The organism is Hyphomonas sediminis, from assembly GCF_019679475.1.
Lineage (GTDB): Bacteria > Pseudomonadota > Alphaproteobacteria > Caulobacterales > Hyphomonadaceae > Hyphomonas > Hyphomonas sediminis.
In genome coordinates, this window is the sequence record NZ_JAIEZP010000001.1 from 1751372 (window position 1) to 1767465 (window position 16094).

Genomic DNA, 16094 nt, shown 5'->3' on the forward strand with positions numbered 1-16094 from the left:
GGCGCGGCCAGCACCTGCCCGCTTCAATCAGAAGACCTTGTCGAGGATGCCGCGAGCGGCCTTGATGACGAGTTCGTCCGTTTCCGACATGGCTTGGGTTTCCGATTTGGATGCCATTTTGCTGTCCGAGACGCTTGTCGGCACTGCCACGGCGGCCTGACGACGGATCAGCTGACCGGTCCAGGTAAGATAGGCGTGATCGTATGCGTTGGGTTCCTCGTCGCAGCTGCTCCGATACCCGGAGAAGGAAGTGCGATCGGCATTGAAGGTCAGTGTGAAGCGGCCATACACGAGCGTGCCGTTGCGTTCTCGCTCGCAAGATCCCTGCAGGCCTGCATTGTATGCTGTTTCATACCAGTAGCCGGACAGGACATTGTTGGACATCCGGCCTTCAATCCGTCCGCTGGTGATTCCGTAGGTGCCGGTTCGATAGATCGCGTCGAGTTCGGCTTCGCTTTGCGTGGCCGTGTAGACGCCGTTGGTGGCGTCACCAAAGCCGTTGATCACCAGTTCAGGCTTGATCTTGTCAAAGCCGATCGTGGCATAGACATAGGCAGGCTCTAAGCTGGTGGGGGCCGGCGTGGGCGCGGTTGCTGGCGTCGGAGCGGGCGCTGGTACCGGAGCTGGCTTGACCGGCGTGGTGGCTGAGGACTTTTGGCCCGTTTTGGATGGGGACGCAGGCGCTGGCGCGGAAGTGCTGGTGGCAGCTGCGGGCGCGGCGAGTTTCCGGGCTGAAGAAATGGCGGCGCCGTCTGTACCCAGATCAGTGATGGTTCCGGTAACGATGCGACAGCCAGCCCGGTAACCGGGGTCCATGCATACTTCCCAATTGCCTACGGCCGTAAGGCTCCAGGCAAAATTGCTGGCTTTCATCGTGGCCAGATCGGGTTCGTCTGCAACAAGGACGCGTTTTTCGCCCGCCTGATCCTTCTTGGAGTAAAGGGTCAGGTGATCCACGTTTGCGCCTTGGCTAAGGGCTACTTGCGCGCTGGACAGCATTAGTGCGCTGCCCAGGCCGACTATCGTTTTCATGAGAGTTTTCGTCACGATGTTCCCGTCCTTCAGGTTTGTTTGCTTGACTGGGTGAAGCGAAACCCAGGGCCTTTCCGCCCAACGAACTTCAGACACCAGAACAACATCGGGCGACGAAAGCGGACATCGGCCCCAAACTTTCCGGCAGGCGCCACGTCCTGCCTGGCGCGCGATGCCTGCTGCAAAGTGACTGGATTGCTGATTTCGCGGCGCTGCTACGCTGGGTACAGGCCCGCGTGCCGGACGCCGCGTGCAACGAGCCGGAGTGGGGGGCGTTTCCGGATTTGGGGTGCCGCGTGGCTCAGTGGGCGGAGGCGGCGGTACGATATGGCCCCAGCGTGGCAATCAGCGCGACGACGAAGGCCAGCAGCGCCGCCGAAATGATGAGGATCAGATCGTAGCTGCCGGTCGTATCCACACTCCAGCCAAACAGCATGGGGCCAATGGCGGCGCCAAGGCAGAAAAGGCCGAGGATGCCGCCATAGGTAGCGCCGTAATTACCGATTTTGGCATAGCGGCCGGTGAAATAGGCCAGCATGTCGACCTCTGCGCCGGCAGCGAGACCAAGGCCGATCGCTGCGATGAGCACGGGGCCGTCAAGCCAGAGCACAAGGCAGCTGACCACCGGCGAGAGCAGGAAGATGGCGGCCACAAAGGGCGCGTGGAACCGGTCGAACAGGTAGCCCACGACAATGCGTGCAAAGAGTACGGCTAGCCCGATGCTGGCGGCGACCTGGGCGGCGGCGGCGCGGTCCATGCCGCCATCGACCAGCATGGGCACGAGGTGGACGATCAGTCCGGCAACCAGCAGGCCCAGCAGGAAGCCGATGATGAGAATGGTGTTCGTGGCGCGGTTGAACTCGAAGCGGCCGCGTTCAGTTTTCTGAGGCGTTGGGCCGCCGATTTCGCGGTTCATGAAGAAGCTGACGGGCAGGCCGATGAGGGCGGTGGCGCCTGCCACTACCAGCACAGCATCACGCCAGCCATGCTCGACGAAGATGGGACCGAGAACGGCTGGAGCGAGGATGGCGGCGACGCCTGTGCCCACGAGCATCAGGCCGAGGGCGAGGCCACGCGCCGCATCAAACCGCATGGAGACGACGCGCGCCCAGATGGCCGGTGTGGTGCCGCAGCCCGCGAGCGAAACGAGCATCCAGAGCGCATACCAGGCGGGCACGGACGGGCCGGCATTGGCCAGCGCGACGAGGGCAAGCGGCGTGGCGATATAGCTGGCGATGGCGATGGGGCGCGTGCCGATCCGGTCCGCCAGCCAGCCGACGATGGGGGCGGAAATGAAGATGCCGAGCTGCTGGAACGTGGCAGCGCCGGAGACTTCTGCGCGGCTCCAGCCGAACTCTTCCTGCAAGGGATTTACGAACAGGCCCAGGGAATAGAAGCCGATGCCCATCAGACCGACGCTGATGGCGAGCGCAGAGGCGACCACGACGGGCCAGCTTGCCGTAAATTCCTGCCGTGCCGTCATGCCTCGTCCCGCCTTTTGAAGTTCGCTCTACAAACTGGGGGAACTGTAAAGATATATCTATTGTCGATGGCAAGGGCCTTTGGCGGCGGGAACTGGGTCAGACGCCGAAAGAGGCAAGGATCGGGCAGGGGCCGGCTGAGCCTTCCGCGCATTCAGCAGCCAGCTGGCGAAGCGAATTTCGCGCGGATTGAAGCTCGGAAATTCTCGTATCGAGGGCCTTGATGCGCTCGCGCGCCATCTCCCTCACGCGGCAGCGGTCTTCGCCTGCGTCCAGCGTCAACAGCTCGCGGATTTCTTCCAGCGTGAAGCCGGCGGTCTGAGCCTGTCGGATGAACTGCAAGCGGCGAACATCTTCGGTGCCGTATTTGCGTGTGCCACCATCGCGGGAGGGCGTGTCGAGCAAGCCTCGGCGCTGGTAGAAGCGGATGGTTTCCACGCCGACATCGGCGGTTGCGGCAAGTTTTCCGATCGTGAGTGTTAGCATCGCTTGACTCCGTACTATGGTACGGAACTTATATTGGGACCGGTAAGTTCTCAATACCTGCAAGGAGACACGAGATGACCGGTGAAACGAGGGAAGGCGCAGGCGACCAACGCGCCGTGCTCTACCGGATGGTGATGCCCAGCCACACCTGCCCCTATGGGCTGAAAGCCAAAGACCTGCTGAGGCGGTCTGGCTATACTGTGGAAGACCATTTGCTGACCACGCGGGAAGACACTGACGCCTTCAAGGCGAAACATGGCGTGGCGACCACGCCGCAAGTGTTCATCGATGGGCAGCGTGTTGGTGGATATGACGATCTGCGCCGCTTTTTCGGCAAGCCGGTGGTCGATCCGAAGGCGACGAGCTACCGCCCGGTGATCGCGCTGTTTGCGATGACTGCGATGATGGCGATGGCGACAAGCTATGCTGTGTCCGGAAGTATTTTTACGGTGCGTGCGGCTGAATGGTTCATCGGTTTTTCGATGGTGGTTTTGGCGCTGCTGAAGCTGCAGAATGTCGAGACGTTCTCAACGATGTTCCTGAACTATGACCTGCTGGCCAAGCGCTGGGTACGGTACGGCTATATCTATCCGTTTGCAGAAGGGTTGGCAGGCGTGCTGATGGTGGCCGGAGCACTGACCTGGCTATCGGTACCGGTGGCGCTGTTTATTGGAACGGTGGGTGCCGTGTCCGTTTTTAAAGCGGTTTACATCGACAAGCGGGAGCTGAAATGCGCCTGCGTCGGCGGAGCAAGCAATGTGCCGCTTGGTTTTGTGTCGCTGACCGAGAACGTCATGATGGTGGCCATGGCCGTATGGATGGGGCTGTCCGCCGCTGGCGTAATTGGCGGTATGGCGATGTAATCTGCCGGCTCTCGGCGGGGCTGTTGCCAGACGCTGCAGCCCTGCCTAGGCTCTACGCTGGTGGCCGTGAGAGCCAGCGGGAGGAAAGCATGAGATTCCACATGAACGCGCGGCTGTTGGCTATGGTCCTGATGGGCACTGTTGCAGCCTGCCAAAGCGATAGGGGGCCTGCTGAGCCGAAGGCGGAAGGGTGGACGACCATCGAGCCGGGCGGTGAGACGCTTTGTGCGACGGGTACGCCATTTCGCTTCCATGTGCGCGGAGATGATCCAGACCGTGTGATTGTTTTTCTAAATGGCGGCGGGGCATGTTGGAATGGCGACCTTTGCGATCTTGAAACGGAACCATCCCCCTACACGCCTTTTGTGGATATGGACTCCAACAACCCAGCTTATCTGAGCGGCGTGTTCGACAATGTTAATCCGGAAAACCCTTTTGCCGGATGGACGCAGATTTTTGTGCCTTATTGCACGGGTGACTCGCATCTGGGCGCGAAGGACGCAGGCTATACTACTACCGGCGGAAAGCAGGTCACCATTCATCATCGCGGTAAGACGAACGTACAGGCTGCGCTGGACTGGCTGTACGCAAACCGGGCGGCGCCGGAGAAGGTGTTTGTGACCGGTGGGAGCGCCGGAGCCATTGCGTCGCCCTATTATACAGGACTTGTCGCCGAGTATTATCCGCAGGCGGAGGTGGTGAACCTGGCCGATGGGGCGGGCGGGTATCGTTCCCCTGTGATCGCGAGCGTACTGGAAGCCTGGGGCGCCTTTGAGGATGTACCGGCGTGGCCAGAGTTTGCGCTGGTGGACCGATCAACCGCCAGCGTGGAAGATTTCTTCCGCGTCACAGCTGCGCGTCATCCTGAAGCGCAGCTGTCGCGCTTTGATAATGTGGATGATGAGGTGCAGCAGGGCTTTCTTGCGCTGCTGGGCACAGCAGAGCCGGTGCGCGCACTGCTTGCCGCGAACAATGCAGACCTTGCGCGCGATGTTCCGGATATCCGCACGTTCAGTGCGCCCGGCAAGACCCATACAGCGCTGCGCGATGACCGGTTCTATACGGACATGGTCGGCGGCGTGCGCATTGTGGACTGGACGCGCGATCTGGTAGGCGGAAAGCCGGTCGTAACGCTAAGCTGCGAGGCAGATCAGACTTGCGACTAGCGCAGATTAGCCAAGGCGCTGGAGAACTTTTTCGCGGCCGATAAGCGGGAGTAGGGCGCTCATGTCGGGGCCGTGTTCCATGCCCGTCAACGCCTTGCGCAGCGGCATGAAAAGGCCGCGGCCCTTGCGGCCGGTGGCGGCTTTAAGGGCGTTGGTCCAGGCGCTCCAGCTTTCCGATGTCAGGTCGCCAGCGGGCAGGTGCGCGGCGGCGCCCGCGATGAACTCGCGGTCTTCCTCAGCGACGACCGGGGCCGGGGCGCCGAAGATCGTTTCCACCCAGCCTGCAGCGTCGGCGACGAAGGTGCAGTTCTCGCGGATGGCCAGCCAGAAGGCTTCCGACGCGGCGCGCGCATCAATGGCTGTCAGGCGTTCACGGACGGTTTCGAAGGGCATCTCGTGGACGAGAGCCCCATTCAGGGAGTTGAGGTCCGCATCATCGAAGCGGGCGGGTGCGCGGCCGATCTTGGAGAATGCGAACTCGCCGCATAGCTGTTCCAGCGTCGCGCGGGCTTCGATATTGTCCGAGGTGCCGAGTTTTGCGAGGTGGCTGCAGATGGCCATCGGTTCATAGCCACGAGCGCGCAGCTCTCCCATCGACAGCGAACCGATGCGCTTCGAAAGGGCGTTGCCGTCAGCACCGACGAGCAGGGGCGTGTGTGCCATTTCCGGTGCCTTGCCACCCAGAGCCATGAAGATCTCTATCTGCGCACCTGAATTGGTCACATGGTCTTCGCCGCGCACGACATGGGTTATACCGGCGTCGATATCATCGACGACAGACGGGAGGGTATAGAGGTAAGAGCCATCTTCACGGATGAGGATCGGATCGGAGACGGACGAGGTATCGATGCTTTGCGGGCCTCGCACGAGATCGTTCCACTCTATGCGCTCACCTGAGAGCTTGAAGCGCCAATGGGGCTTGCGGCCTTCGGCTTCCAGTTTGGCGCGATCGTCTGCGGTGAGGCTCAGTGCAGCGCGGTCGTAAACCGGCGGACGGCCCCGCGATTGAGCAATCTTGCGCTTCACGTCCAGCTCGTCGGCGGTTTCGTAGCAGGGATAGAGCAGGCCCATTTCGCGCAGGCGGTCGGACGCAGCATCATAGCTGGCGAACCGGTCGGACTGATTGAAGGTGTCGTCCCAGGTCAGGCCAAGCCAGGTAAGGTCGACTTTTAGGGCTTCCTCATTCTCCTTGGTGGAGCGTTCGAGGTCGGTATCGTCGATGCGGAGGATGAATTTGCCCTGCTGGCCACGGGAAAACAGCCAGTTAATCAAGGCGGTGCGCACGTTGCCGACGTGCAGTCGGCCAGTGGGCGAGGGCGCAAAGCGTACAACAGGGCGGGTCATGGGCAGCGGGCTTTCTACTTCCGGAAAGCGGCTTGAGACATCAAATCGCGGCAAAAGCCAAGCGTCACGGTCATATTCTTGCTATTGTTGTCGTTCACCTCCATTTTTACCCGAAGGTTTGGGAGCAGGAAATGCGATTCGGCTGGATTCTCTCGGCGGCCCTGTTTGTGGCGGCCTGTGGCCAGGGTGCTGTCTCTCCGGAGACGGGCACCGAAAGTGCGCCCGGCGCAGAGCTTGCTGGTGAAGCGGATGCAGGCGAGGGGCCGGCGCCAGCGCCACAGACAGATTACGCAGCCCTCTCAGGGTATGATGGTAGCTGGTTTCTAAGCCCCGGCTGGCCCGGGGAATACCCACCTGGGTTCACCGTTCTGGACGCAGATGTGAAAGTGCCGGCTCGTGCCCGACCGAACCCGACCGACCCACAGGACATCACCTGCCACCTGCCGCAATACGCCAATTACCAGATGTGGAATAACGCCCGCAGCCAGGCTGACGATCTCGATTATTTCGTTGCGACGAAGAAATTCCCGGTGACCGTTCTTGAGGATACCGAAGTGGAGTTTGTCGGCGATGCCGGCATCGAGAAGCTGGCCCTGAAAGCCGGCGATCAGCTGACCTACCTGCGCTATATTGGCGAAGGTTTCACAGTGATGAGCTTCAATGACAAGGAGTTCGACATCAATGAGAGCGAGCTTCGCGAAATCACAGATATCGGCGCCATTGAGAACAAGGAAAACCTTTGGGTTCGCGTGACCTGCCTCGGCGGGAAGCAGGCCTGGATCCTGTTTGATGAAGTCGTACTGGAACCGGGCGTCTACCCCTCGCCGATTACAGGCTATGGCGAAGCGCGCGACATTGAGCCGGGCGAAGTCGAGAATGTCCGCACCATGATGAGCCAGGATGCTTTCGGACTCGACCCTGCTTCGCAGAGCGTTGAGCCGCCTTCGATCGAGTAGGCGGCCGGAGCGCGTTTAGCGCATCGAACCCGTTTCAATAAAACGCTGATGCCAAGAGAGCGCCTCTGTGAGGAGGTGCGGTGTCTGCAGGCCGTAAGCGCCTTTCAGGGCGCGGGCGTGGTAGTCTTCCAGCATGTCCTTGAAGTCCGGGTGCGCGCAGTTTGCGATGACGGCTTTTGCGCGCTGCTTGGGCGAAAGGCCGCGCAAGTCAGCCAGGCCTTGCTCGGTGACGATGACCTGAACATCCTGCGTGATGTGATCGACATGACTGGCCATCGGCACAATGGACGAGATCTTGCCGCCCTTGGCGGTGGACGGGGACACGAAGCAGGAGATGTAGGCATTGCGGGCAAAATCGCCCGATCCGCCGATGCCATTCTGGATACGCGAGCCCATCAGATGGGTGGAGTTCACATTGCCGTAGATGTCGGCCTCTATCATACCGTTCATTGCGATGCAGCCGAGGCGGCGGATGATTTCCGGGTGGTTTGAGATTTCCTGCGGGCGCAGGATGATCCGGCTGCGGAAATTCTCCATCCGACTGTTTAGGTCGCTGGCTGCTTCGGGGCTGAGTGAGAAGGCGGTGGCCGAGGCGACGGTGAGCTTGCCAGAATCCAGCAGGTCCAGCATCCCATCCTGCAGCACTTCTGTATAGGCAGCCATCCGCTCGAACGGGCTTTCCTGCAAACCGGCGAGCACGGCGTTGGCAACGTTGCCGACGCCGGACTGGAGCGGCAGCAGCTTGGTGGGCAGGCGGCCGAGCTTCACTTCATGCTTTAGAAATTCGATGAGGTGGTCGGCGATGGCGCTGGCAGCTTCATCTGGCGCGGCGAAGGGGAGGTTGCGATCTGGCGAGTCCGTGAGGACGACAGCGGTGACGCGGGCCGGGTCGATCCGGAAAGCATCCTCGCCTATGCGTTGGTCAGGTGTGGTCAGCGGAATTGGCACGCGGCCGGGCGGCAGGGCTGTGCCGTAGTAGATGTCGTGCATGCCTTCGAGGGCCGCATTCTGCCAGGCATTGACCTCAAGGATGATCTGGTCAGCGCGGTCGAGCCAGGTCTTGTTGTTGCCGATGGAGGAGGAGGGCACGAGGGAGCCATCCTCGCGGATCATGCTGACTTCGACGACCGCCGTGTGCAGCGGACCGAGAAAGCCCTGCCAGGCAACCGGGGCGACCTGGGAGAGGTGCATGTCGAGATATTCCATCTCGCCCTTGTTGATGCGCTCCCGCGCGATGGGATCGGAATTATAGGGCAGGCGGAACTCGATGCCGTCAGCCTTGGCCAGGGCGCCGTCGAGTTCCGGCCCGGTGGATGCGCCGGTCCAGACTTTGACACGGAATGGGTCGCCTGCCGCATGGGCCGCCTCGATGCGGGATGCGAGTGCGAGGGGAACGGATTTGGGATAGCCGGCGCCTGTGAAGCCGCTCATGCCGACGGTCGTGCCCGAAGCGATCAGGCCGGCGGCGTCTTCCGCGCTCATCACGCGGTTTCGAAAATCCGGACTCCTGACGCGGTCACTACCCATTGAGGCTCTCCTTCGCGGTTGAAACGGCCGTGAAGACCATGGCGCTGGGGAAATGTCATGTTGCCAATTGGTCTATTATGGCAGCTATGCAATTTGGAGGGTGACGCGCGCCGCTTTCAATTGTCGCGGAACCGGTTTGTGATCGGATACCGGCGGTCCCGCCCGAAATTCTTGCCGCCGACCTTCACGCCGGGGGGCGCCTGGCGGCGCTTGTATTCGGCGATGTAGAGCAAGTGCTCGATGCGGCGGACCGTGGCCGGGTCGTGCCCGCGGGCAAGGATGTCGTCCACGTCCTCTTCCAGATCCACTAGGCCGCGCAGGATGTCGTCAAGCACAGGATAGGGCGGGAGGGAGTCTTCGTCTTTCTGGTCTTCCCGTAGCTCTGCGGAGGGTGGCTTGGTGATGATCCGTTCCGGGATGACTTCACCTGCTGGTGCAAGCGCGCCCTTGGGGAGTTCGGCGTTACGCCATTTGGCCAGCTCGAACACTTCAGTCTTGTAGAAATCCTTCAATGCGTTGTAGCCACCGCACATATCACCATAGAGGGTCGCATAGCCGACGGCCATTTCGCTCTTGTTGCCGGTGGTGATGACCATATGGCCGAACTTGTTGGAGAGTGCCATCAGCGTCACTGCCCGCAGGCGGGACTGGACGTTCTCCTCAGTGATGTCCGCCTTCTTGCCTGTGAAGGCGGGAGCCAGCATTTCACCGAGAGCTTCGACGCCGGGGTGGATGTTGATCGTATCATAGCGGCAGCCAAGCGCTTCGGCGCACGCACGGGCATCTTCCAGGCTGTGTTCGCTGGTATATTTCGAAGGCATCATGACGCACCAGACCTTGTCCGGGCCGAGGGCGTCTGCCGCGATGGCGGCCGTGATCGCCGAGTCGATACCGCCGGACATGCCGAGGACAATACCGGGGAAGCGGTTTTTCTGGACGTAATCGCCAAGGCCCTGCATCGCGGCGCGGTATTCGGCGTGCCAGCCTTCAAGGTCCGGTGCGCAGCCCTTGCCGAGGCCGGCGAACTGGTTCGTTGACGGATTGAACTCTATCAGGGCGGTGCCGGTTTCGAACTGACCTACGAGGCCGCAGCGTTCGCCATGGGTCGAGTTGGTGGCGAAGGAGGCGCCATCGAAGACCAGCTCGTCCTGCCCGCCCATCTGGTTGACGAACAGGTACGGCATGCCGAGGTCTGACCATCGGTCGAAGGCGCTAGCGCGTTCGTTCTGGATAGATCGGCGCCAAGGCGAAGCATTGGGAACGATCAGCAGTTCTGCGCCCGCTGCGCGGGTGGCGCGGGGAACGCGCTCGAACCAGATGTCCTCGCAGATGGCGACCCCGATGCGCACGCCGTGAAGCTCCACCACCAGCGGCGGACCTTCGCCGGGTGAGTAGTGGCGCTTTTCGTCGAACACGCCGTAATTGGGCAGCTCGCGCTTGTCATATCGCGCCTTGATGAGGCCGCCGCCAAGAAAGCAGGCGGAGTTGTATAGCTTGCCGCACTCGCTCCAAGGCGTGCCGATCAAGATGGCGGGCCCGCCTTCAGTCTCTGTGGCGAGGGTGCGGATGGCTTCCATCGACAGATCAACCGCTGATGGTTTCAGGACCAGATCCTCCGCCGGATAGCCCAGCATGAAATGCTCGCTCAGCACGAGCAGGTGGGCCCCTTTCTCCCGTGCCTCGGCATAGGCTGTGCGGGCGAGCGCCAGATTGCCCTGAATATCCCCGACAACGGGGTTCATCTGGGCGGCGAGAATACGGAGATTATTGCTCATGCTGAGCATTTAGGATGATGCGCGCCGGATGTCATCAAGAATGGGGCGGGAAGTCTGGCGGGCATGTTTTGGTAGTATGCCCCAACGCGAGTGGCCTTGATGCGGCGGTCGATGCCGCTTGCCAGGGGCGGGCTGCGTCAGGCCGCTTCGGCAACTTCCATCAGGTTGGCGCGCAGAGCTGAAGGTGGGCCGCTGAGGAATCCGTCCACCTCGTCGTGCGTGGCGCGCCAAATCGGGACGGCGGCGGCGAGCACTTGGCGGCCTGCATCAGTAAGCAGCAAGCGGCGGGAGCGTTTGTCATCCTTGTCCGGAACGGTCTCGACATAACCCATCCGCTCCAATGGCTTGAGGTTGGCGGTCAGGGTGGTGCGGTCCATCACCAGGAAGGCGGCGGCTTCACCAAGACGGGGTGGGTCCGGTCGGTTAAGCGACATCATCAGGGAATACTGCCCGTGGCTGATGCCCAGCGGCGCAAGTGCGGCATCGAATCTGCGTGCGAGTGCGCGCGCCGCCTTATGCACGCTGAAGCACAGGCAGCGATTGTAAACTTCCAGCGTCGTCTCGACAGGCAGCGTCGGTTTCATGACAAATATAATATGTTGACATCAACGTATTTGTCAATGAGAAATGTAAAACAGCCGGACGGGAAGTGCCGGGAATTCTGCCACTTGTCGGCGCGCAAGCTTGCGTAGTGAGCCTGCCGGGCAATGTGGACTCTGAGGCGATGGAGGCCGGAAATGCAGGAAGTGACCGCGTATACCTGGGTGCCAGACTTTGCGCAGGGGTTTGTGAAAGACCTCCGCGTGCGCTGGGCGCTGGAGGAGGCCGGAAGACCGTATACGGAGCGGCTGATCGATCACAAGCAGAAGCTGCAGGCCGAGCACCTGGCGCGCCAGCCATTCGCGCAAGTTCCGGTGTTCCGGGATGATGAGGCTGAGCTGTTCGAATCCGGTGCTATCGTTCTGCGCATTGCCGAAACCTCCAAGGCGCTGATGCCGGAAAGTGTGGCTGCGCGCGCGCGGGTGGTAAGCTGGGCGTTTGCGGCGTTGAACTCGGTGGAGCCGTTTGTAGCGAATGTCACTGGCACCCAGCTTTTCCATAGCAATGAGCCTTGGGCGGTCGGATACCTGGATACGGCGCGCGCCTCGCTGAACCAGCGGTTAGCGCGGCTATCTGGTTGGCTGAGTGGACGAACCTACCTGGAGGCAGAGCGTTTCACTGCGGCGGACCTGCTGATGGCGAGTGTGTTGCGGGAGTTGGAACGCGATGGAACGCTTGCGCGTTTTCCCGATCTGGAAACCTATTGCCAGCGTTGCGTTTCACGTCCGGCATTCGGACGGGCAATGGACGCGCAGATGCGGGTGTTCGCTGCGAATGAACCGGAAAGAATAACGTAGGAGGGTTCGCCATGGCTGGTCTGGAAAAGAAGGTCCGCACCTGTCTCTGGTTTCAGAAGGAAGGGCTAAAGGCGGCCGAGTTTTACGTCTCATTGCTGCCAGATAGCCGTATCGATGCCGTGTTTGAACATGGCAATGCGGAAGACCCGATGGTGGTGGAGTTCACGCTGGCCGGTGCGCCGATGATGATCCTTACGGGCGGGAACATGTACAAGCTCACACCAGCTGCATCGATTTCTGTTCTTACGAAAGATCAGGTGGAGACTGATGCGCTCTGGGAGGCGCTACTGGAAGGCGGTGGTCAGGAAAGCATGTGTGGCTGGCTGGAGGACCGGTTCGGCGTTGCCTGGCAGATCACACCGGAGATACTGCCTCAGCTGATCTGTGATGAAGACCGCGAGGCTGGACGGCGGGCACAAGCGGCGATGATGCAGATGCGCAAGATCGATATCGAGGCAATCAGGGCGGCATTTGCTGGGAAGGCCGTGCAATGAGCGCTGAAAAGGTCAAAGGCCCTGCTTCATATTTTCCTTCTATCGAGAAGACTTACGGTAAGCCGGTTTCGCATTGGCTGAACGTTATTGAAGACATGAAGGCAACCAGACACCTGGAGATCGTCAGCAAGCTGAAGGAAGATCATGGCCTGGGGCATGGGCACGCCAATGCGCTCGTCGCCTGGCACAAGACAAATGGTACCAAGTTGCCGGGTGGATGATGGAGGATTTATTATGAGTACGAAGAAACCCGTCGTAGAGATCGCTGCGGAAACGGGGATGAGCCTTGTGACACCCCACCTGACTTGTGAGGGCGCCGCAGATGCCATCGCCTTTTACACGGCGGCGTTTGGCGCCGAAGAGATTTTCCGGATGCCTGGCCCGGATGGGCGACTGTTGCATGCTTCGATCCGGATCAATGGGGCCGTCATCATGTTGAATGATGCTTATCCGGAGATGGGCGGGCATTCGCCGAAACACTATGGCGGAACGAGCGTGACCATTCACCTGATGGTCGATGATGCCGATGCCGTAGCGGCGCAGGCCGTGAAAGCGGGCGCGGCAACTGTGATGCCTGTCGCCGACCAGTTCTGGGGCGATCGCTATGGCATCGTCCAGGACCCGTTCGGCCATCACTGGTCTATCGCGACGCCGGCCTGGCCACCCAGGACATTCGATGAAATGCGGGCCGCTGCCGAAGCGGCGATGCAGCAACAGCAATAAGGAGATTGGTGATGACATATTTAAGCGGATTTTTGCTGGCGGTGCCGACGGCGAACAAGGAGGCCTACCGCAAGATGGCGGAAGAGGCCTGGCCGATGTTCCGGGACAATGGCGCGCTGAGCATGGTGGAAGGCTGGGGCGATGATGTGCCTGACGGCAAGATCAACTCGCTCAACTCTGCCGTGATGCGCACGCAGGAAGAGACGACGATGTTCTCGTGGATCACCTGGCCGGACCGGAAGACCTGTGACGATGGTCATCAAAAGATGATGGCCAGCATGGAAGGCCAGCCGATGCCGGAAATGCCTTTTGACGGCAAACGGATGATATTTGGCGGCTTTGAAATGCTTCTGGGCGATGCGACGGTAAGGGCAGGCTATGTCGACGGAACGGTGCTGCCGGTACCGACAGCCATGCGAGACGCCTACAAGGCTGCGTCTATCAAGATGGCTGAGCTGTTCCAGGAATACGGCGCGATCACGGTCGTGGATGGCTGGGGAGCAGACCTTCCAGAAGGCAAGGTGAATGATTTCCACACAGCGGTTCTTCGCAAACCGGACGAAAGCGTCGTGTTTTCCTGGATCAACTGGAAGGACAAGGCTGCGCGCGATGCGGGATGGGAAAAGATCATGGCGGACCCGCGTATGCATGAGTTCGGACCAGCGAGCGCCGGCGCTGATATGAGTCGGATGATTTATGGAAGCTTTGTTCCGCTGGTAAACGTGTAAGCCCGATATACTCGGACAGCCTCTTATCTGATCTCTGGGCGCCTTCGGGCGCCCATCTTTTATGGGCGTCCTTGGCGCAACGTGTTGCTTCAGGCGAGATGGCGATAGAGTAGTTCGGCGCGCTCGGAACCATATTCAGGAACTAAGACCCCGAGCAGCCGCAGGGCCTCAGCGGGCTGATGGTGCCTCGCGGCTTCGATAAGCTGCAGGATCTGCTTGCCGAAGAGTTCGCTGTTGATGGGCGGACAGCTGACCTGATGGACGCCACTGACAGGAGTCGAGCGGAGCGCCTCATGCGGATAGGTCAGTTCTTCGTGCAGCTTTTCGCCTTCGCGAAGACCCATGATCTCAATGGCAATGTCCACATAGGGCACTTTGCCTTTCAGGCGGATCATTGTCTCGGCGAGATGGCGGATCGGGATCGGTTCTCCCATGTCCAGCACGAATAGACCTGCTTCATCTTCCGCGCGCTGAAGAGCCGCCGCCTGCAAAACAAGTGCTGAAGCTTCTTCAATCGTCATGAAGAAGCGGGTGGCATCTGGGTCGGTGATGGTAACCGGGCCGCCTTCCGCTATCTGGCGCTCAAACAGCGGCACGACGGATCCGGACGATCCGAGCACATTGCCGAAGCGCACCATAGCGCCGGCCATGCCAGAATCTGCCATAATCCGACTGATGCACAGCTCCGCTAGGCGCTTGGTTGCGCCCATCACATTATCAGGGTCCACGGCCTTGTCTGTGGAGATGAAAACGAAGCGTTTGGCTCCGGCAGTCTTAGCCGCCTGCGCAACGATGTAGGCGCCGGCCACATTTGTCAGGATCGCTTCGCAGGCATGGCGTTCCATGAGGGGGACATGTTTGAGGGCGGCCGCGTGGATCACTATGTCCGGTTTGGCTGCCGAAAAGATGTCTGCCATGCGGGCTTCGTCGCGGATGTCGCCGAGGATGCAGGTGGCGTTCAGGTGCGGCCAGCGGCGCCTCAGCTCAAGTTCGATCTGATAGAGATTAAACTCCGAAAAATCGATGATCGTAAGGCAGGCTGGTTGCAGTTCCGCGACCTGGCGAACGAGTTCCGAGCCGATTGACCCACCACCGCCTGTAACTAATACGCGTGCGCCCGTGAGAATATGCTGGACAGGTTGCATATTGAGTTGGCGTTCTGGCCGGGCGAGCAAGTCTGCCGGGTGGATCGCTTCGAGTATCTGAGCGGTTGCGTCATGCCCGAGTGCCATGATCTCTGCACCGTGGCGGGCGGTCACTTCCAGAACCTGTAGCATGATCTCTGGTGCGCGTGCTGGCCCAGTGAGTGCGACCCATGGTGTTTCTCCATAGCGCAGCACCATGATTTCCAAAATGTCGTTCAGTTCCGTCAGGCTGCCCAGGATCGGCGCTCCGCGTACTGCGCGGCCAGGCTGTTGCGCGTCCATTTCGACAAGACCCAGTACGCGAACGGCCTGAGGCGAGCCCGGCGTTTCTAGACGGCGCAGAACGTCAATCCAGCTTTCCTGATCGCCCAGCAAAAGGATGGGCTGGCCGTCTTTCGGCAGTCTCTGGAAGATTTGCATTGGGCGCTGCGTTGAGCGCCAGCGCGCAATCATCCGTCCACCGAAAAGAGCCACGGTCCAGAAGCCAATAGCCAGAAGGAGCGTGGGAACCGGCGCGGCCAGCGTATCGTTCAGCAAGACCATGCTAGGCAGATAGAAAAGTGCCGTCAGGCCGATGATCTGCACAAGGCGCCAAGCATCCGGGGCGCCTATATGACGCCATACCTGGCGATGGATGCCACCAAGCAGCAGCGCCGCAGAGGCCGAGATCATGAATGCGATCGTCGACAGCAGCCATCCTTGAACGTCGATCTGCGCGGGGCGATCCAGGCCGAAATAAGTATCTATGTGCGCCATCGTCATGGCGACGCCGGCCATGGCGATGTCAAACGTGAGGGTCAATGCCATGGCACGCCGAGTGGCGTCTCTGGGTGTCACGTTTGATACTCCCTTACACCTGTCAGCAGGGGCCAACCCCCCGAGTACTGCCACTCAATCAACCAAATTCAAAGTCGGAAACCATTGCGGAATGCGCAATTCTTTGCGGCAAAAATAGAGCAATTCCGTGGCGGAGTGGA

16 protein-coding genes are annotated in these 16094 nt (G+C 60.5%); 8 read left to right on the plus strand and 8 right to left on the minus strand.

Annotation, left to right across the window (positions count from 1 at the left end; genetic code table 11):
• Window positions 1-27 precede the first annotated feature (27 nt).
• The 3 genes from K1X12_RS08815 to K1X12_RS08825 form a co-directional block, all read right to left on the minus strand.
• The gene (locus K1X12_RS08815) at window positions 28-1032 is read right to left on the minus strand and encodes a hypothetical protein (protein WP_220987233.1); all 1005 of its coding nucleotides are present in this window, start codon (window positions 1030-1032) and stop codon (window positions 28-30) included.
• A 301-nt stretch (window positions 1033-1333) separates the two neighbouring features.
• Window positions 1334-2515 carry an MFS transporter gene (locus tag K1X12_RS08820; protein WP_220987234.1) on the minus strand — a complete coding sequence of 394 codons (1182 nt, stop codon included), beginning with the start codon at window positions 2513-2515 and terminating at the stop codon, window positions 1334-1336.
• Window positions 2516-2612: 97 nt separating this feature from the next.
• On the minus strand, window positions 2613-3017 hold the full coding sequence (locus K1X12_RS08825; RefSeq protein ID WP_369426158.1) for a MerR family transcriptional regulator: 405 nt from the start codon (window positions 3015-3017) through the stop codon (window positions 2613-2615).
• A gap of 56 nt (window positions 3018-3073) precedes the next feature.
• On the opposite strand from K1X12_RS08825, the gene K1X12_RS08830 reads away from it, so the two are divergent.
• Window positions 3074-3862 carry a MauE/DoxX family redox-associated membrane protein gene (locus K1X12_RS08830; RefSeq protein ID WP_220987236.1) on the plus strand — a complete coding sequence of 263 codons (789 nt, stop codon included), beginning with the start codon at window positions 3074-3076 and terminating at the stop codon, window positions 3860-3862.
• 89 nt (window positions 3863-3951) lie between these two features.
• Window positions 3952-5028 carry a pectin acetylesterase-family hydrolase gene (locus K1X12_RS08835; protein ID WP_220987237.1) on the plus strand — a complete coding sequence of 359 codons (1077 nt, stop codon included), beginning with the start codon at window positions 3952-3954 and terminating at the stop codon, window positions 5026-5028.
• Between the two features lie 6 nt (window positions 5029-5034).
• On the opposite strand, the gene gltX is transcribed toward K1X12_RS08835, so the two are convergent.
• Complete coding sequence (gltX, locus tag K1X12_RS08840; RefSeq protein ID WP_220987238.1) at window positions 5035-6372, minus strand: glutamate--tRNA ligase; 1338 nt, start codon at window positions 6370-6372, stop codon at window positions 5035-5037.
• A gap of 131 nt (window positions 6373-6503) precedes the next feature.
• Here gltX and K1X12_RS08845 point away from each other — a divergent pair, with 131 nt between their 5' ends.
• A complete protein-coding gene (locus K1X12_RS08845) occupies window positions 6504-7328 on the plus strand; it encodes a hypothetical protein (RefSeq protein ID WP_220987239.1) in 825 nt (274 codons plus the stop codon).
• 15 nt (window positions 7329-7343) lie between these two features.
• Here K1X12_RS08845 and scpC read toward each other — a convergent pair whose 3' ends face one another.
• The 3 genes from scpC to K1X12_RS08860 all read right to left on the minus strand — a co-directional run bounded on the left by scpC (window position 7344) and on the right by K1X12_RS08860 (window position 11214).
• The gene (gene scpC, locus K1X12_RS08850) at window positions 7344-8855 is read right to left on the minus strand and encodes a succinyl-CoA:acetate CoA-transferase ScpC (protein WP_220987240.1); all 1512 of its coding nucleotides are present in this window, start codon (window positions 8853-8855) and stop codon (window positions 7344-7346) included.
• Between the two features lie 116 nt (window positions 8856-8971).
• Window positions 8972-10630, minus strand: a complete 1659-nt coding sequence (locus K1X12_RS08855) for an NAD+ synthase (protein ID WP_220987241.1) — start codon at window positions 10628-10630, stop codon at window positions 8972-8974.
• 137 nt (window positions 10631-10767) lie between these two features.
• Window positions 10768-11214: a MarR family winged helix-turn-helix transcriptional regulator gene (locus K1X12_RS08860; RefSeq protein ID WP_220987242.1), complete on the minus strand. Its 447-nt coding sequence runs from the start codon at window positions 11212-11214 to the stop codon at window positions 10768-10770.
• Between the two features lie 153 nt (window positions 11215-11367).
• On the opposite strand from K1X12_RS08860, the gene K1X12_RS08865 reads away from it, so the two are divergent.
• From K1X12_RS08865 to K1X12_RS08885, 5 genes are read left to right on the plus strand one after another with little or no spacing between them, the layout of a single operon-like run.
• Window positions 11368-12027, plus strand: coding sequence for a glutathione S-transferase family protein (locus K1X12_RS08865; protein ID WP_220987243.1), 660 nt, complete (start codon window positions 11368-11370; stop codon window positions 12025-12027).
• 11 nt (window positions 12028-12038) lie between these two features.
• Window positions 12039-12521 carry a VOC family protein gene (locus tag K1X12_RS08870; protein ID WP_220987244.1) on the plus strand — a complete coding sequence of 161 codons (483 nt, stop codon included), beginning with the start codon at window positions 12039-12041 and terminating at the stop codon, window positions 12519-12521.
• Window positions 12518-12742 carry a DUF4287 domain-containing protein gene (locus tag K1X12_RS08875; protein WP_220987245.1) on the plus strand — a complete coding sequence of 75 codons (225 nt, stop codon included), beginning with the start codon at window positions 12518-12520 and terminating at the stop codon, window positions 12740-12742. The genes K1X12_RS08870 and K1X12_RS08875 overlap by 4 nt, the downstream gene beginning before the upstream one ends.
• Window positions 12743-12755: 13 nt before the next feature.
• Window positions 12756-13244: a VOC family protein gene (locus K1X12_RS08880; protein WP_220987246.1), complete on the plus strand. Its 489-nt coding sequence runs from the start codon at window positions 12756-12758 to the stop codon at window positions 13242-13244.
• An 11-nt stretch (window positions 13245-13255) separates the two neighbouring features.
• Window positions 13256-13972 (plus strand): DUF1428 domain-containing protein, encoded by a 717-nt coding sequence (locus K1X12_RS08885; protein ID WP_220987247.1) that lies wholly within the window; start codon window positions 13256-13258, stop codon window positions 13970-13972.
• Between the two features lie 89 nt (window positions 13973-14061).
• On the opposite strand, the gene K1X12_RS08890 is transcribed toward K1X12_RS08885, so the two are convergent.
• Window positions 14062-15894 carry a UDP-N-acetylglucosamine 4,6-dehydratase family protein gene (locus K1X12_RS08890; protein ID WP_220987248.1) on the minus strand — a complete coding sequence of 611 codons (1833 nt, stop codon included), beginning with the start codon at window positions 15892-15894 and terminating at the stop codon, window positions 14062-14064.
• Between the last annotated feature and the right edge of the window lie 200 nt (window positions 15895-16094).

Coding starts and splice junctions, on each gene's coding strand:
- K1X12_RS08815 (WP_220987233.1), bottom strand. CDS start 1,032: ATGAAAACGATAGTCGGCCTGGGCAGCGCACTAATGCTGTCCAGCGCG.
- K1X12_RS08820 (WP_220987234.1), bottom strand. CDS start 2,515: ATGACGGCACGGCAGGAATTTACGGCAAGCTGGCCCGTCGTGGTCGCC.
- K1X12_RS08830 (WP_220987236.1), top strand. CDS start 3,074: ATGACCGGTGAAACGAGGGAAGGCGCAGGCGACCAACGCGCCGTGCTC.
- K1X12_RS08835 (WP_220987237.1), top strand. CDS start 3,952: ATGAGATTCCACATGAACGCGCGGCTGTTGGCTATGGTCCTGATGGGC.
- gltX (WP_220987238.1), bottom strand. CDS start 6,372: ATGACCCGCCCTGTTGTACGCTTTGCGCCCTCGCCCACTGGCCGACTG.
- K1X12_RS08845 (WP_220987239.1), top strand. CDS start 6,504: ATGCGATTCGGCTGGATTCTCTCGGCGGCCCTGTTTGTGGCGGCCTGT.
- scpC (WP_220987240.1), bottom strand. CDS start 8,855: ATGGGTAGTGACCGCGTCAGGAGTCCGGATTTTCGAAACCGCGTGATG.
- K1X12_RS08855 (WP_220987241.1), bottom strand. CDS start 10,630: ATGAGCAATAATCTCCGTATTCTCGCCGCCCAGATGAACCCCGTTGTC.
- K1X12_RS08860 (WP_220987242.1), bottom strand. CDS start 11,214: ATGAAACCGACGCTGCCTGTCGAGACGACGCTGGAAGTTTACAATCGC.
- K1X12_RS08865 (WP_220987243.1), top strand. CDS start 11,368: ATGCAGGAAGTGACCGCGTATACCTGGGTGCCAGACTTTGCGCAGGGG.
- K1X12_RS08870 (WP_220987244.1), top strand. CDS start 12,039: ATGGCTGGTCTGGAAAAGAAGGTCCGCACCTGTCTCTGGTTTCAGAAG.
- K1X12_RS08875 (WP_220987245.1), top strand. CDS start 12,518: ATGAGCGCTGAAAAGGTCAAAGGCCCTGCTTCATATTTTCCTTCTATC.
- K1X12_RS08880 (WP_220987246.1), top strand. CDS start 12,756: ATGAGTACGAAGAAACCCGTCGTAGAGATCGCTGCGGAAACGGGGATG.
- K1X12_RS08885 (WP_220987247.1), top strand. CDS start 13,256: ATGACATATTTAAGCGGATTTTTGCTGGCGGTGCCGACGGCGAACAAG.
- K1X12_RS08890 (WP_220987248.1), bottom strand. CDS start 15,894: ATGGCCGGCGTCGCCATGACGATGGCGCACATAGATACTTATTTCGGC.